Source organism: Methylobacterium terricola (assembly GCF_006151805.1).
Taxonomy (GTDB): Bacteria; Pseudomonadota; Alphaproteobacteria; order Rhizobiales; family Beijerinckiaceae; genus Methylobacterium; species Methylobacterium terricola.
This window is the reverse complement of record NZ_VDDA01000010.1, coordinates 192,015-206,831: the sequence shown is the minus strand read 5'-3', so window position 1 is coordinate 206,831 and position 14,817 is coordinate 192,015. Positions and strand designations below refer to the sequence as shown.

The window sequence follows — 14,817 nt, the reverse complement described above, 5'->3', positions numbered from 1 at the left end:
CTCCTCGACCACACAGAAGACTGACGACGCCGCAAGGGGCATCGAGGGGAATGATCAGAACACGCGCTCTCGGGACACGCGCCCTCCTGGCGGCCGCTTTCGCCGCGATCCTGTCGGTCGGCGCCGCCTCCGCGGAAGAGCATGGACCGCTGCCGCACCGCGAGAAGTGGACCTTCTCGGGGATGTTCGGCACCTTCGACCAGGCGCAGCTGCAGCGCGGCTTCCAGGTCTACCGCGAGGTCTGCTCGAACTGCCATAGCCTGAGCTACATCCGCTTCCGCAACCTTGAGCAGGAGGGCGGGCCCGACTTCTCGGCCGCCCAGGTCAAGGCGCTGGCGGCGGAGTACAAGGTCAAGGACGGGCCGAACGATTCCGGCGACATGTTCGAGCGGCCCGGCCGTCCGGCCGACAAGATCCCGGCGCCGTTCCCGAACGAGCAGGCGGCGGCCGCCGCCAATGGCGGCAAGGCGCCGCCGGACCTGTCGCTGATGGCCAAGGCCCGCACCTTCGCCCGCGGCGGCCTGTGGTTCATCATCGACTGGCTGCCCTTCATCGGCTATACCGAGCAGGGCCCCGACTACATCCACGCCCTCCTCAACGGCTACAAGGACGAGCCGCCGAAGGACGTGACGGTGCCGGCAGGCGGCCACTACAACGAGTACTATCCGGGCCACGTCATCGCGATGCCCAAGCCCCTTAGCGACGGTCAGGTGACCTACGCCAAGGGCAAGAACGGACAGCCGGTCGCCCCGGAGACGATCGACCAGTACTCGCGCGACGTGACCGCCTTCCTGATGTGGACGGCCGAGCCGCACCTCCTGGCACGCAAGTCGCTCGGCCTGCGGGCGCTGCTCTTCCTGATCGTGCTGGCCGGCCTGCTCTACTACGTGAAGAAGAAGATCTGGTCGGACGTCGGCGGCGAGACGCACGGGCTGCAGCCCGAGCTGCACAAGACGCACTGACCTCACCCAGTCCAGTCGTCCAGAGGCCCCGCGAGGGGCCTCTTTTCGTTAGAGGAGAAGCTTCATGGCCAAGGCCGTTCTCGGAGTGATCGGCGGATCGGGCGTCTACGACCTGCCCGGGCTGGAGGACGTGCGCGAGGAGGCGATCACCTCGCCCTGGGGCGAGCCGTCGGACGCGCTCCGCATCGGCCGCATCGGGCAGACCCCGGTGGTGTTCCTGGCGCGCCACGGCCGCGGCCACCGGCTGTCGCCGTCCGGCATCGATTACCGTGCCAATATCGACGTCCTGAAGCGCGCCGGCGTCACCGACATCGTCGCGCTGTCGGCCTGCGGCTCGTTCCGCCAGGAACTCTATCCCGGCCTGTTCGTCCTCGTGGACCAGTTCGTCGACCGGACGGTCGGCCGCACCTCGTCGTTCTTCGGCAATGGTTGCGTCGCCCACGTCTCGATGGCCCATCCGGTCGGGCCAGGCCTGCAGGCCCGCATCCTCGCCGCGGCGGAAGCCGAGGAGATCGCGGTCAGGAAGGGCGGCACCTATGTCTGCATGGAGGGGCCGCAATTCTCGTCCTACGCCGAGTCGCTGACCTACAAGGCGCAGGGCTACGACGTGATCGGCATGACCAACATGCCGGAGGCCAAGCTCGCCCGCGAGGCCGAGATCACCTACGCGACGATCGCGATGGTGACCGACTTCGATTGCTGGCACCCGGAGCATGACGCCGTCGACGTCGCCGCCGTGGTGGCGGTGGCCCGCGCCAACGCCGCCAAGGCCGCCCGCCTGGTGAGCCGGCTCGCCCGCGACTTCCCGGCCGAGCGCGAGCCCTGCCCGGCGCGCTCCGACCGGGCGCTCGACGGCGCCATCATGACGGCCCCGGGCCACCGGGATCCGGCGCTCCTGGCCAAGCTCGACGCGATCTGCGCGCGGGTGTTGGCGCAGGGGTGATCCGGCCACGCGCTGGCGCGCATGGATGGTATAAAGCCGGCAACACCCCTGGCCTTTCCACGGGCTGCCTTTTAACAAGGCAGCCCGTTTCCCGTTGGCGACCCCACCTGCGATGACCGAGACCACCCTCCGCGCCGGCCGCGTCGACCGGCGTACTGCCGAGACCGACGTCAGCGTCGCGCTCACCCTCGACGGCACCGGCAAGGCCAGCATCGCGACGGGGGTCGGCTTCCTCGACCACATGCTCGAGCTGCTCGCCCGGCACGCGCTGTTCGATCTCGAGATCAAGGTGACGGGCGATCTCCATGTCGACCAGCACCATACCACCGAGGATTGCGGTATCGCGCTCGGCCAGGCCTTCGCCCAGGCGCTCGGCGACAAGCGCGGCATTCGCCGCTACGCCGACCTGCACCTGCCCATGGATGAGGCACTGACCCGGGTCGCCGTCGACATTTCGGGGCGGCCGTTCCTGGTCTTCCGCACCGCGTTCGCCCGCGAGAAGATCGGCGTCTTCGACACCGAGCTGGTGCGGGAGTGGTTCCAGGCCTTCGCGATGAATGCCGGGATCACGCTCCACGTCGAGACGCTGTACGGCGACAACCAGCACCACATCGCCGAGAGCTGCTACAAGGGGCTGGCACGTGCCTTGCGGCACGCCGTCGAAGTCGACCCCCGCGAGGGCGGCCGGGTCCCTTCGACGAAGGGCTCGCTCTGAAGTTGTAAGATATCGAGCAAGACCACGCGACGGATCCCGGGGAGACCGGATGACCACCTACACCTTGCACGTCCCCGACGAGGTCGATCCCGGCGAGCCGGAAGCCCTCGACCAGGCCAAGCTGGTGCCCGACGCCTTCGTCTGGCCGGCCTTCTGGTTCTCGGCCCTGTGGTTCTTCTGGCACCGGCTCTGGCTCGCCGGGCTGGTCGTGCTCGCGGCCGAGATCGTGGTCTGGGGGGCGGGCTTCGTCCTGGGTCTGAACCCGGTCGCCGGCTTCCTGATCGCGCTGCTCCTGTCGTGGCTCGTCGGCCTCGAAGCCTCGTCCCTGCGGCGCTGGACCTATGCCCGCACCGGCCGGCCGATCCGCGACGCGGTGACGGCCTCGGACGCCCGCGAGGCGGAGGTGAAGGTCGTCGCCCGCTGGCTACGCGAGGAGGGTGCCCGGCTCGGAGCGGCTCCGGCGCGGCCGGTGGTGACGCCGACGAGCGTCCGCGCCGAGAGCCCGGCGCTCGGCCTGTTCCCGGAGGCGCAGAGCCCCCGGTGAGCGCCGCAACCGCATACTCCTTCGTTTCGTTGATCCCGCACACCGCGGCCCGGGAGGACTTCCGTTGAGCGCGGAGACAGTCGCCATCATCGATTACGGCTCCGGCAACCTGCACTCGGCCGCCAAGGCCTTCGAGCGCGCTGCCCGCGAGGCCGGAGCCGATGCGCGCATCGTCGTCACCTCCGACCCCGAGACCGTTGCCGCCGCCGACCGTGTCGTGCTGCCAGGCGTCGGCGCCTATGCCGATTGCCGACGCGGGCTCGATGCCGTGTCCGGCATGGTCGAGGCGATGACCGAGGTGGCGCATGGCCGCGCCCGGCCGTTCCTCGGCATCTGCGTCGGCATGCAGCTTCTCGCGAGCCGCGGCCTCGAATACGAGGTCACGCCCGGCCTCGGCTGGATCCCCGGCGACGTCGCGCCGATCCGGCCGTCGGACCCCGGGCTGAAGGTGCCGCATATGGGCTGGAACACGCTCCAGGCGGACCGCCCGCACCCGCTCCTCGACGGGATCCCGACCGGGTCTGAGGGCCTGCACGCCTATTTCGTCCACAGCTACGCCCTCGCCCCGGCGGAGCCCGGGGACGTGGTGGCGAGCGCCGATTACGGCGGGCCGGTCACCGCCATGGTGGCCCGCGGCACCATCGCCGGCACCCAGTTCCATCCCGAGAAGAGCCAGACTCTCGGGCTGCGGCTCATCGGCAACTTCCTGCGCTGGCGGCCCTGAGAGCGGCCGCCGCTCCCTCTTCTCAAGCCTTGCGGTGACGACGCGTGATCCTGTTTCCGGCCATCGATCTCAAGGAAGGGCGCTGCGTCCGCCTCGTGCAGGGCGACATGGCCCAGGCCATCGTCTTCAGCGACGATCCGGCGGCGCAGGCCGCGACGTTCCAGGAGCAGGGCTTCTCCTGGCTCCACGTGGTCGATCTCGACGGGGCGTTCGCGGGGGCGCCGATGAACGCGGCAGCGGTCGACGCGATCCTGACCGCCGTCAAGATCCCGGTGCAGCTCGGCGGCGGCATCCGCGAGATGCGCACGGTCGAGGCCTGGCTCGCCAAGGGCGTCAGCCGGGTCATCATCGGCACCGCCGCGGTGAAGGACCCGACCTTCGTGCGCGAGGCCGCCCGCCGCTTCCCCGGCAAGATCGCCGTCGGCATCGACGCCAAGGACGGACGCGTCGCGGTCGAGGGCTGGGCCAAGACCTCGACGGTCACGGCGGACGAGCTCGGCCGCCGCTTCGAGGATGCCGGCGTCGCCGCGATCATCTACACCGACATCGCCCGCGACGGGATCCTCAAGGGCCTCAACATCCCGATGACCTTGGGCCTCGCCCAGGCGGTGAAGATCCCGGTCATCGCCTCCGGGGGGCTGGCCTCGATCGAGGACGTGCACCGGATCCTCGAGCCGGATTGCGCGAGCCTCGCCGGGGCGATCACGGGCCGCGCCCTCTATGACGGCCGGATCGACCCGAAGGAGGCGCTGGCCGCCATCGCGCGGGCGACGGCCGCGCAGGGCGGGACCCAGCCGGCGGCGTGAGGCGCTGGGGCTCGCCGCGTGATAGGATCGCGGTCGCTTTCCGGAGGCATGTGACAGCATGACGGCCGCGACCCGCAAGTCCAAGCCGCCGCCGATGCGGCCGTCTTCCCCGCGCCCGATGACCGCCTATGCCGACGATATCTACGGCTGGGCGAGGGAGCAGGCTGCGGCGCTCCGCGTCGGCGACTTCTCGGCGCTCGACCGTGAGAACTTGGCCGAGGAGATCGAGAGCTTGGGCCGCTCGGAGTTCAACCGCCTCGTCAGCTTCTATGCGCTGGTCCAGCTTCATATGCTCAAGTGTGAGTACCAGCCGAGCCACCGCTGCGCGAGCTGGGAGGTCTCGATCGCGACACATCGCAAACACGTCAGGCTGACGATCGCTGACAATCCTAGCCTCAAATCCCGCCTCGACGAGGCGTTTGAGCGCGCCTACCTGCAGGCACGACTCGACGCGATTCGCGAAACCGGCCTCGCTCCCAAGGCCGTTCCCGCCACTTGCCCCTTCACGCGCGACGAGGCGATGACACGCCCGTTCGTTCACGAGTGAGCCAACGCCCCGTGCTCAAGACCCGCATCATCCCCTGCCTCGACGTCAAGGACGGCCGCGTCGTCAAGGGCGTGCAGTTCCTCGAATTGCGCGACGCCGGCGATCCGGTCGAGGCCGCCAAGGCCTACGACCGCGCCGGGGCCGACGAGCTCTGCTTCCTCGACATCACGGCGAGCCACGAGGACCGCGGCATCCTGCTCGATGCGGTGAGCCGCACGGCGGAGGCCTGCTTCATGCCGCTCACCGTCGGCGGCGGGGTGCGCAAGGTCGAGGACATCCGCACCCTGCTGCTCGCAGGCGCCGACAAGGTCTCGATCAACACTGCCGCGGTGAACGACCCGAATCTGGTGGCGCGGGCGGCGGAAAAGTTCGGCGCGCAATGCATCGTCGTGGCGATCGACGCCAAGCGCGTCTCAGGCGCCGACGAGCCCGCCCGCTGGGAGATCTTCACCCATGGCGGCCGCAAGCCCACCGGGATCGACGCGATTGACTTCGCCCGCCTGGTGGCGGGGAAGGGGGCCGGCGAATTGCTGGTCACCTCGATGGACCGCGACGGCATGCGCTCGGGCTACGATCTCGGCCTGACCCGGGCGATCAGCGACGCGGTCAGCGTGCCGGTGATCGCCTCGGGCGGCGTCGGCGGCCTCGACGACCTCGTGGCGGGGGTGCGCGATGGCGGCGCGAGCGCGGTGCTCGCCGCCTCGATCTTCCATTTCGGCCAGCACACCGTCGCCGAGGCCAAGGCCCATATGGCGGCGGCGGGCCTGGCGATGCGGCTCGATCCGACGCCCTGACTCATCGGCAATCGCCGCAGCAAATGCCGCGGGTTGCGGCTTGACCGCCCGGCATGGCCGGCTCCAGGGTTCCTCCGCAACACCGATGGCCGCCGCATGACCACCTTCACCCTCGCCGACCTCGACCGCATCGTCCGCGAGCGGGCCGCCGCCTCGCCGGAGGAATCCTACACCGCCAAGCTCGTCGCCGGCGGGCCGGCGCGGCCGGCGAAGAAGCTCGGCGAGGAGGCGGTCGAGGCCGCCATCGCGGCGGTGCAGGGCGACCGCGACGGGCTGACGGCGGAGGCGGCGGACGTGCTGTACCACCTGCTCGTCGTGCTGCGGACCGCCGAGATCCCGCTCGAGGCGGTGATGGCGGAGCTGGAGCGGCGCACGGCCCAGAGCGGGATCGCCGAGAAGGCGGCGAGGAGGCCGGCATGACCGAGGCCGGCACCAACGGCGCCAGCATGGCCCCCACCCTCGGCGCCGCGGAACTCGCCGCCAGCCTCGACGAGGCGACCGCCCACCTCTCGCCCTACCGGGTCTTCGCCCGCGAGGAATGGGCGCACCTGCGCGCCGATACGCCGCTCACCCTCAATGCCGAGGACGTGATGCGGCTGCAATCGCTCAACGACCCGATCTCCCTCGAAGAGGTCATCGCGATCTACCTGCCGCTGTCGCGGCTGCTGTCGCTCTACGTCGCGGCGACGCAGGGGCTGTTCAAGGCGACCCAGCGCTTCCTCCTCGCCGAGCGCGAGGTGAAGGTGCCCTACATCATTGGGGTCGCCGGCTCGGTCGCGGTCGGCAAGTCGACCACCGCCCGGGTGCTGAAGGCCCTGCTCGCCCGCTGGCCCAACACCCCGAAGGTCGACCTCGTCACGACCGACGGGTTCCTGTTCCCGAATGCCGAGCTGAACCGCCTCGGCCTGATGGAGCGCAAGGGCTTCCCGGAGAGCTACGACACCCCGACGCTGCTGCGCTTCCTCGCCGACATCAAGGCCGGCAAGCGCCACGTCGCGGCGCCGCTCTACTCCCACCTCGTCTACGACGTGGTGCCGGGGGAGAATACGGTGGTCGACCGGCCCGACATCCTGATCGTCGAGGGGCTGAACGTGCTCCAGCCCGCCCGCCTGCCGCGGGACGGCACCGCGATCCCGTTCGTCTCGGACTTCTTCGACTTCTCGGTCTATCTCGACGCGCACGAGGACGACCTGCACCGCTGGTACGTCAACCGCTTCCTGCGCCTGCGCCACACCGCCTTCCGCGACCCGCTGTCGTATTTCCGCAAGTACGCGGAGATCAGCGAGGAGGAGGCGCTGACCATCGCCGACGGGCTGTGGAACCGCATCAACCTCCTGAACCTGCGCGACAACATCGTGCCGACGCGCCAGCGCGCCAGCCTGATCCTCGCCAAGGGCGCGAGCCACCGCATCGAGAGCGTGGCGCTGCGGAGGTTGTGAGCCCAGCGCGGGATGCCTCGCGCCTTCGCAACTGATCGTCCTTCCGGTCATTTCGGCGGCGCATCAGCGGATCCCGGAATGACGCGTAGGGTATGACAAGCGTCGCGACGTGCGATCGAGGCTTCAGCTTGACCGTCCTCCCATCCCCCGCCAGCATGGGGGAAAACCGGGAGGAAATCATGAAACGAGCCCTTCGGCGCGCCGGCCTGGCGCTGGCCGCGACCCTCAGCGCGGCTGCGGCGCAGGCACAGGTCTCCGACGACGTGGTCAAGATCGGCGTCCTGTCGGACATGAGCGCGTCCCAGGCCGACAGCACCGGCCCGGGGTCGGTCACCGCGGCCCGGATGGCGGTGGAGGAGTTCGGCGGCACGGTGCTCGGCAAGCGGATCGAGGTCGTCTCCGCCGACCACCAGAACAAGCCGGATGTCGGCTCGAACATCGTCCGCCAGTGGCTCGAATTGCAGCAGGTCGACGTGGTGGCCGACGTGCCGACCTCGTCGGTGGCGCTCGCCGTCCAGAATCTCACCCGCGAGCGCGACCGGCTGTTCCTGAATTCCTCGGCCGGCTCCTCCGACCTGTCCGGCCCGGCCTGCTCGCCGAACGCGATCCACTGGACCTACGACACCTATTCGCTGGCCAACGGTACCGCCGGTCCCCTGGTGCAGCAGGGCGCGACCTCCTGGTATTTCGTCACCGCCGACTATGCCTTCGGGCACGCGCTGGAGCGTGACACCGGCCAAGCGGTGACCCGCGCCGGCGGCAAGGTCATCGGCTCGGTACGCCACCCGATGGGGATGGCGGATTTCTCCTCGGCGCTGCTCCAGGCCCAGGCCTCCGGCGCCAAGGTGATCGCGCTGGCCGATCCGGTCGGCGACACCGCGACGGCGGCCAAGCAGGCCGGCGAGTTCGGCATCCAGCAGCAGGGCCAGAAGCTCGTCGGGCTCTTGATCGACGTGGTCGACCTGCGGGCGATCGGCCTCGAGACAGCGCAGGGAATGCTGCTCACCACCAGCTTCTACTGGGACCGCGACGACGAGACCCGCGCCTTCGCCCAGCGCTTCCTCAAGCGCCACGGCCGCATGCCGACCCAGTTCCAGGCCGGCGTCTATTCCAGCATCGCCAACTACCTGAAGGCGGTCCAGGCGGCCGGGACCGATGCGGCCAAGCCGGTGATCGCCAAGATGCGCGAGACGCCGGTCAACGACTTCTACGCCAAGAACGGCCGGGTGCGGGAGGACGGCCGCATGGTCCACGAGATGTACCTGATGCAGGTGAAGGCCCCGGCCGAATCGAAGGGCGAGTGGGACCTGCTCAAGCTGATCGCGACGATTCCCGGCGACCGGGCGTTCCGGCCGATCGAGGCGGGAAACTGCCCCTATCTCGGCAAGGCCGGGTGATCGGCTGACAAGGAAGCGCCCACGCCAAGTTCGATGGTGGAGGTGAACGGCGTGGGCGCGGGCCCGTCATCGGGGCAGTGGCTGAAGCCTACGCCGATGGGAGGCTTTGACCATCACCTATTTGGGGGGAGTTGCGCCCGGGGGACGTACCGCCCCGGGGACGGAGCGCCGTCACGGCTCTTCTTCCTCCGCCAGGGGATAGGCCGCCTCGACCACGTAGGGCCCGCCGCCGACCGAGTCCCGCGCCGAGTACAGGGCGGCTCGCCGGGCCGTGAACGACACGGGCGGGAAGACCGGCTGCATCGCCAGGTACTGCGCTACCCCGTCCGGACCGGCGCCGCGCTTGAGCCGGGCCAGGGTGACGTGAGGGGTGAAGCGCCGCGTATCGGGCGCGACGCCGAGCTGGCGCAGGATGCGCTCGTGCTCGGCCTGCAGCTCGGCGAGGTCGGGATCGGGCACCACGCGGGCGAAGAGCGAATGTGGCTTGTCGCCGCCGAACACCGCCAGCGCGTCGAGGGCGAGCGTCAGGGGAGGGCGGGGCCGGATCCCGGCGAGCGCCTCGGTGATCTCCTCGGCGAGCCCGCCATCGACGTCGCCGATGAAGCGCAGGGTGACGTGGTAATCCGAGGGCTCGACCCAGCGCGCCCCGGGCAGGCCGCCCCGGAAGGCGCTCAAGCGGAGTCCGGTTTCGGGCGGGACCTCGATCCCGGTGAACAGGCGCGGCATCGGATCAGGATCCCTTGCGCAGGCGCGTCAGGAAATCCTCGACGCTCGGCAGGATGCCGGTCACGACCTTGGCGACGCCATCCCTGGTCGGGTGCAGGCCGTCGGCGAGATTGAGGCTGCGGTCGCCGGCAATGCCGTCGAGGAAGAACGGATACAGGATCAGGCCGTAGCGCTCGGCGAGCCGCGGATAGATCGCGTCGAAGCGCTTGCCGTAATCGAGCCCGAGATTCGGCGCCGCCCGCATGCCGGCGAGCATCACCGGGATGCCGCGGGCCTTCAGCCTGGCGACGATCGCGTCGAGCGCCTTCTCGGTCACCGCCGGGTCGGTGCCGCGCAGCATGTCGTTGGCGCCGAGCTCCAGGATGACCCCGTCGGTCCCGTCCGGCACCGACCAGTCGACCCGGTCGAGCCCGCCGGTCGCGGTATCGCCCGAGACGCCGGCATTGGCGACCGCGACCGCGTGCCCGCGGGCCTTGAGCGCCGCTTCGAGCTGCACCGGGAAGGCCGCCGCCGCCGGCAGGCCGTAGCCCGCCGTCAGGCTGTCCCCGAGGGCGACGAGGTTCAGGGAGCGCCCCTTGGTCGCGGTCTTCGGAGCCTCCTGGGCTTGGAGCGGCGTCACGAGCGTCATCAGCAGCGAAACGATCAGAAATGCGAGCGCCGCGCGGCGGCCATCATGGCGAACCACCCTGGAGCGGCCCATATCGGGCCGACGGGCCGCCTGTCCTGCGTAGGTCCGTCCCAACACGTCACCTCCGGCGGCGGCCCGCATGGCCGCCGCGCTACAGATCGGCTTTCCCTCCATGACCGACAAGGCCACCGGACCGGCGATCGCGCTCGACGGCGTCGATCTCAGCCTCGGCCGCGGCGCCGCCCGGGTCCACATTCTCAAGGGCATCTCGCTCGCCGTCGCGCCGGGCGAGGCGGTCGGCCTCGTCGGTCCCTCGGGCTCGGGCAAGTCGACCCTGCTGATGACCATGGCCGGGCTGGAGCGGCCGGATTCGGGGCGGGTGCTGGTCGAGGGCACCGACCTCGCCGGGCTCGACGAGGATGCGCTGGCGCGGTTCCGCGGCCGGCGCATCGGCATCGTGTTCCAGTCCTTCCATCTCGTCCCGACCATGACGGCGCTCGAGAACGTCGCGCTGCCGCTCGAACTCGCCGATGCGCCGGATGCGCAGGTGCGCGCGGCGCGGGAGCTGGAGGCGGTCGGCCTCGGCCACCGCCTGCACCATTACCCGGCTCAGCTGTCGGGCGGCGAGCAGCAGCGCGTCGCCATCGCCCGCGCGGTGGTCCCGGAGCCGGCGATCCTCGTCGCCGACGAGCCGACCGGCAACCTCGACGAGGCGACCGGCGCGCAGATCGTCGAGCTGCTCTTCGCCCTCAAGCGCGACCGCGGCGCGACCCTGGTCCTGGTCACCCACGATCCCGGCCTCGCCCGCCTGTGCGACCGCACGGTGCGCCTGCGCTCGGGCCTGATCGACACGACGGTGAGCGCGTAACGGCGATGCACGGAAGCCTTCCGAACCTCGCCGGCGGCGCGCCCGGTCCGTCGCCCAGCATGTCGCCCGGCGGTCCCTCGTTCCTACCCTCGCGCCTGCCGCTCACCCTGCGCCTCGCGCTTCGCGAGCTGCGCGGGGGCCTGCGCGGCTTCACGGTGCTGCTCGCCTGCATCGCCATCGGCGTCATGACCATCGCGGGCGTGGCCTCGCTGTCGCGCTCGCTCTCCGACGGGCTCGCCCGCGAGGGGCGGCGGATCCTCGGCGGCGACGTCACCTTCGGGCTGGTCCACCGCGAGGCGAGCCCGCAGGAACGGGCCTTCCTCGAGGCGCGCGGCCGCGTCTCGGTGGTGGGCTTCACCCGCGCCATGGCGTCGGCCGGGGACAAGGGGGCGGCGCTCGTCGAGCTGAAGGCGGTCGGGTCCGATTACCCGGCGGTCGGCGAACTGACCACTCAGCCGCCGATGCCTCCCGCCGAGATCTTCGCGGCCCGCGACGGCGTCTACGGCGCCGCCGCGGATCCGGCGCTGCTGGCGCGCCTCGACCTCAAGCTCGGCGACCGCCTGACGATCGGCGGGGCCGAAATCGTGCTGCGCACCGAGCTGGTGAGCGAACCGGACAAGATCGCCGGCGGCATCGGCTTCGGCCCGCGCCTGATGGTGTCGCTCGACGCGCTCCGCGCCTCGGGGCTGGTCCAGCCCGGCAGCCTCAACCGCTTCGTCTACCGGGTGACGCTGCCGAGCGGCGACGATGCGGCGGTCGAGAGGACCATGAGCGAGGCCAGGGCCGCCCTGCCCGAGGCGGGCTGGGAGATCCGGTCGCGCCTCAACGCCGATCCGCGCTTCGCCCGCAGCATCGAACGCTTCACGCAGTTTCTCACGCTGGTCGGCCTCACTGCGCTCCTCGTCGGCGGCGTCGGCGTCGCCAACGCGGTGCGGGCCTTCGTCGAGCGCAAGCGCGCCTCGATCGCGACCCTCAAGAGCCTCGGCGCCCCCGGCCGCCAGGTCGTCGGCATCTATCTGACGCAGGTCATGCTGATCGCCGGGATCGGCATCCTGGCCGGCCTCGTGGTCGGCGCCGTGCTGCCTTTCGCGCTCGATGCCGCCTTCGGCGCCCTGCTGCCGCTGCCGCTCAACCCGACGCTGGCGCCGGGCGAACTCGTCGTGGCGGCCCTCTACGGCGTGCTGACGGCGCTCGCCTTCGCGATCGGCCCGCTCGGCCGCGCCCACGACGTCGCGGTCTCGGGCCTGTTCCGCGACACGGTCGATCCCGACCGGCGCTGGCCGCGGCCGCGCTACCTGGGTATCCTGGCGCTCGCGCTCGCCGGCCTCGTGGGGCTCGCGCTCGCCACCGCCTATGATCGCGGGGTAGCGCTGATCTTCATCGCCGCGGCCGGCCTCGCCTTCGGGTTGCTGCGCCTCGTCGCCGCCGGGCTGATGGCGCTCGCCCGCCGCCTGCCGCGCCCGGCCAGGGCCGCGCCGCGCCTGGCGCTCGCCAACCTGCACCGGCCGGGGGCGCTCACCCCCTCGATCGTGCTGTCGCTCGGCCTCGGGATCACGCTGCTCGTGACCTTGAGCCTGATCGACGCCAACATCACCCGGACCCTGACCCGCTCGCTGCCGGCGCGAGCGCCGAGCCTGTTCTTCCTCGACATTCCGAGCCGCGACGCGGAGGCCTTCGACCAGTTCCTCGGGCGCGCCGCACCGCGGGGCAAGATCGAGCGGGTGCCGATGATGCGCGGGCGGATCACCGCGCTGAACGGCGTGGCGGCGGGGCAGGTCAAGGCCGGCGAGGACGCCGCCTGGGTGCTCGACGGCGATCGCGGCATCACCTACGCCGAGGATCTGCCGGACGGCTCGACCATCACGGCCGGCCGGTGGTGGAAGGGCGAGGAGGCGGGCAAGCCGCTCGTCTCCTTCGACGACCAGCTCGCCCGCAGCCTGAAGCTCAAGGTCGGCGACACGGTCACCGTCAACGTGCTCGGGCGAAGCCTGACCGTCACCATCGCCAACCTGCGTCACGTCGAGTGGCGCAACCTCGGCATCAACTTCGTGATGGTGTTCTCGCCCGGCACCTTCCGGGGTGCGCCGCACAGCGACCTCGCGACCCTGACCCTGCCCGAGGGGCCGGACGCCGCCCTGGAGGCCCGGATCCTGCGCGACGCCGCCAAGGAATTTCCCTCGGTGAGCAGCGTGCGGGTGAAGGACGCCCTCGACGCGGTCAACGACCTCGTGGCCAAGCTCGTCTTCGCGATCCGCGGCGCCAGCGCGGTGGCGATCGCCACCAGCCTGTTCGTGCTGGCCGGCGCGCTCGCCGCCGGCCATCGCGCCCGGCTCTACGACGCGGTGGTGCTCAAGACCCTCGGCGCGACCCGGGCGCGGCTGCTCTTCGCCTACACGATGGAGTACGGCGCGCTCGGTCTCGCCACGGCTTTGTTCGGCCTCGCCGCCGGCACGCTGGCCGGCTGGGTGATCCTGACGAAGGTCATGCGTCTCGATTTCGCCCTCGACCTCTCGGGGGCGCTGCTTGCGGCCGTCCTGGCGGTCGTGGTGGCGATCGTCCTGGGGCTTGCCGGCACCTGGCGCATCTTGAGCCAGAAGCCGGCGCAGTACCTACGAAATCTGTAGGATAGTTAATCCCGCGTGCCGCCTGCGGCGGATTGACCTTGGGTTTGACCGGATTCCGACGGAAGTCGGATCCGCTCACGCCCTTGTGCGCGCTGCCTCCACCCCACATATTCCCGTCAAGGCAGACGGACCCGCGAGGGAGCGGATGCCGGTTCGACGCGTTGAGCGTCCGAGGGTCGCGTAGGAACCTCGCACCAGGAACATCCACGCTAGAGAGCTTCCGAAGGAATCTCCCATGGCATTCGAGAACAGCCCGTTCCGGCAGGGCAACGCGAGCGGCTTCGGGGGCCCCACGGGCTACGCCCAGAGCCAGGTCCAGGTCGACCAGGGCCTGCGCGCGTTCATGCTCGGCGTCTACAACAACATGATCGTCGGCCTCGGCATCTCGGGGCTGGTGGCGATCGGCATCAACAAGCTCGCGGTGGCGACCTCGCAGGCGGATGCGGTGGCGCGGATCGGCTCGATCCCGCTGACCAGCTTCGGCCGCACGCTCTACGCCACGCCGCTGATGTGGGTGATCGCGCTCGCGCCGCTCGCCTTCATCTTCCTGTTCTCGTTCCGGATGGACCGGATGTCGGCCTCGTCGGCCCGCACCACCTTCTTCGCCTTCGCGGCGGTGATGGGTGCGTCGCTCTCGACGCTGCTCATCCGCTACACCGGCGCGAGCGTGGTCCAGGTCTTCTTCATCACCGCGGCCGCCTTCGGCGGGTTGAGCCTCTACGGCTACACGACGACCCGCAGCCTCTCGGGCATCGGCTCGTTCCTGGTGATGGGCCTGATCGGTCTCGTCATCGCCAGCCTGGTCAACATCTTCCTGGCGTCGAGCGCGCTTCAGTTCGCGATCTCGGTCATCGGCGTCCTGATCTTCGCCGGCCTGACCGCGTACGACACGCAGAAGCTCAAGGAGATGTACCTCTACGGCAACTTCGACGGCGAGACCGCCGCGAAGGTGTCGGTGGTCGGCGCGCTGACCCTTTACCTGGACTTCATCAACATGTTCCAGTTCCTGCTCTCGCTGATGGGCAACCGGAACAACTAAGGCATCGGGACTGGGGCGGATCGCTGCCTCGGCCTCCACAGGACGCGAAGCCCCGGCCGGA

Annotated in this window: 16 protein-coding genes; 14 read left to right on the top strand and 2 right to left on the bottom strand. The window is 70.5% G+C overall.

Annotation, left to right across the window (positions count from 1 at the left end; all coding sequences use genetic code 11):
• Window positions 1–50 precede the first annotated feature (50 nt).
• From FF100_RS21190 to FF100_RS21140, 11 genes are all read left to right on the top strand, one after another.
• Window positions 51–962 (top strand): cytochrome c1, encoded by a 912-nt coding sequence (locus FF100_RS21190; protein ID WP_139037721.1) that lies wholly within the window; start codon window positions 51–53, stop codon window positions 960–962.
• A 64-nt stretch (window positions 963–1,026) separates the two neighbouring features.
• The gene (locus FF100_RS21185) at window positions 1,027–1,905 is read left to right on the top strand and encodes an S-methyl-5'-thioadenosine phosphorylase (RefSeq protein ID WP_139037720.1); all 879 of its coding nucleotides are present in this window, start codon (window positions 1,027–1,029) and stop codon (window positions 1,903–1,905) included.
• Between the two features lie 112 nt (window positions 1,906–2,017).
• Window positions 2,018–2,620, top strand: a complete 603-nt coding sequence (hisB, locus tag FF100_RS21180) for an imidazoleglycerol-phosphate dehydratase HisB (RefSeq protein ID WP_139037719.1) — start codon at window positions 2,018–2,020, stop codon at window positions 2,618–2,620.
• 49 nt (window positions 2,621–2,669) lie between these two features.
• On the top strand, window positions 2,670–3,164 hold the full coding sequence (locus FF100_RS21175) for a DUF2628 domain-containing protein (protein WP_139037718.1): 495 nt from the start codon (window positions 2,670–2,672) through the stop codon (window positions 3,162–3,164).
• A 64-nt stretch (window positions 3,165–3,228) separates the two neighbouring features.
• A complete protein-coding gene (gene hisH / locus FF100_RS21170; protein WP_139037717.1) occupies window positions 3,229–3,888 on the top strand; it encodes an imidazole glycerol phosphate synthase subunit HisH in 660 nt (219 codons plus the stop codon).
• 44 nt (window positions 3,889–3,932) lie between these two features.
• Window positions 3,933–4,694 carry a 1-(5-phosphoribosyl)-5-[(5-phosphoribosylamino)methylideneamino]imidazole-4-carboxamide isomerase gene (hisA, locus tag FF100_RS21165; RefSeq protein ID WP_139037716.1) on the top strand — a complete coding sequence of 254 codons (762 nt, stop codon included), beginning with the start codon at window positions 3,933–3,935 and terminating at the stop codon, window positions 4,692–4,694.
• Between the two features lie 58 nt (window positions 4,695–4,752).
• Window positions 4,753–5,241, top strand: coding sequence for a DUF29 domain-containing protein (locus FF100_RS21160; protein ID WP_246102196.1), 489 nt, complete (start codon window positions 4,753–4,755; stop codon window positions 5,239–5,241).
• Window positions 5,242–5,252: 11 nt separating this feature from the next.
• Window positions 5,253–6,035: an imidazole glycerol phosphate synthase subunit HisF gene (hisF, locus tag FF100_RS21155; protein WP_139037715.1), complete on the top strand. Its 783-nt coding sequence runs from the start codon at window positions 5,253–5,255 to the stop codon at window positions 6,033–6,035.
• A 96-nt stretch (window positions 6,036–6,131) separates the two neighbouring features.
• On the top strand, window positions 6,132–6,455 hold the full coding sequence (locus FF100_RS21150) for a phosphoribosyl-ATP diphosphatase (protein WP_139037714.1): 324 nt from the start codon (window positions 6,132–6,134) through the stop codon (window positions 6,453–6,455).
• Between the two features lie 26 nt (window positions 6,456–6,481).
• Window positions 6,482–7,474, top strand: coding sequence for a type I pantothenate kinase (gene coaA / locus FF100_RS21145; protein WP_139037747.1), 993 nt, complete (start codon window positions 6,482–6,484; stop codon window positions 7,472–7,474).
• 179 nt (window positions 7,475–7,653) lie between these two features.
• Window positions 7,654–8,871, top strand: coding sequence for an ABC transporter substrate-binding protein (locus tag FF100_RS21140; protein ID WP_139037713.1), 1,218 nt, complete (start codon window positions 7,654–7,656; stop codon window positions 8,869–8,871).
• A gap of 171 nt (window positions 8,872–9,042) precedes the next feature.
• Here FF100_RS21140 and thpR read toward each other — a convergent pair whose 3' ends face one another.
• Together thpR and FF100_RS21130 are read right to left on the bottom strand one after the other, a co-directional pair.
• Window positions 9,043–9,597: an RNA 2',3'-cyclic phosphodiesterase gene (gene thpR, locus FF100_RS21135; protein ID WP_139037712.1), complete on the bottom strand. Its 555-nt coding sequence runs from the start codon at window positions 9,595–9,597 to the stop codon at window positions 9,043–9,045.
• A 4-nt stretch (window positions 9,598–9,601) separates the two neighbouring features.
• Window positions 9,602–10,225 (bottom strand): arylesterase, encoded by a 624-nt coding sequence (locus tag FF100_RS21130; protein ID WP_246102194.1) that lies wholly within the window; start codon window positions 10,223–10,225, stop codon window positions 9,602–9,604.
• 172 nt (window positions 10,226–10,397) lie between these two features.
• Here FF100_RS21130 and FF100_RS21125 point away from each other — a divergent pair, with 172 nt between their 5' ends.
• The 3 genes from FF100_RS21125 (at window position 10,398) to FF100_RS21115 (ending at window position 14,756) form a co-directional block, all read left to right on the top strand.
• The gene (locus tag FF100_RS21125; protein WP_139037745.1) at window positions 10,398–11,093 is read left to right on the top strand and encodes an ABC transporter ATP-binding protein; all 696 of its coding nucleotides are present in this window, start codon (window positions 10,398–10,400) and stop codon (window positions 11,091–11,093) included.
• A gap of 5 nt (window positions 11,094–11,098) precedes the next feature.
• Window positions 11,099–13,717, top strand: a complete 2,619-nt coding sequence (locus FF100_RS21120) for an ABC transporter permease (RefSeq protein WP_139037711.1) — start codon at window positions 11,099–11,101, stop codon at window positions 13,715–13,717.
• Between the two features lie 235 nt (window positions 13,718–13,952).
• On the top strand, window positions 13,953–14,756 hold the full coding sequence (locus FF100_RS21115; protein ID WP_139037710.1) for a Bax inhibitor-1/YccA family protein: 804 nt from the start codon (window positions 13,953–13,955) through the stop codon (window positions 14,754–14,756).
• Window positions 14,757–14,817: the final 61 nt, after the last annotated feature.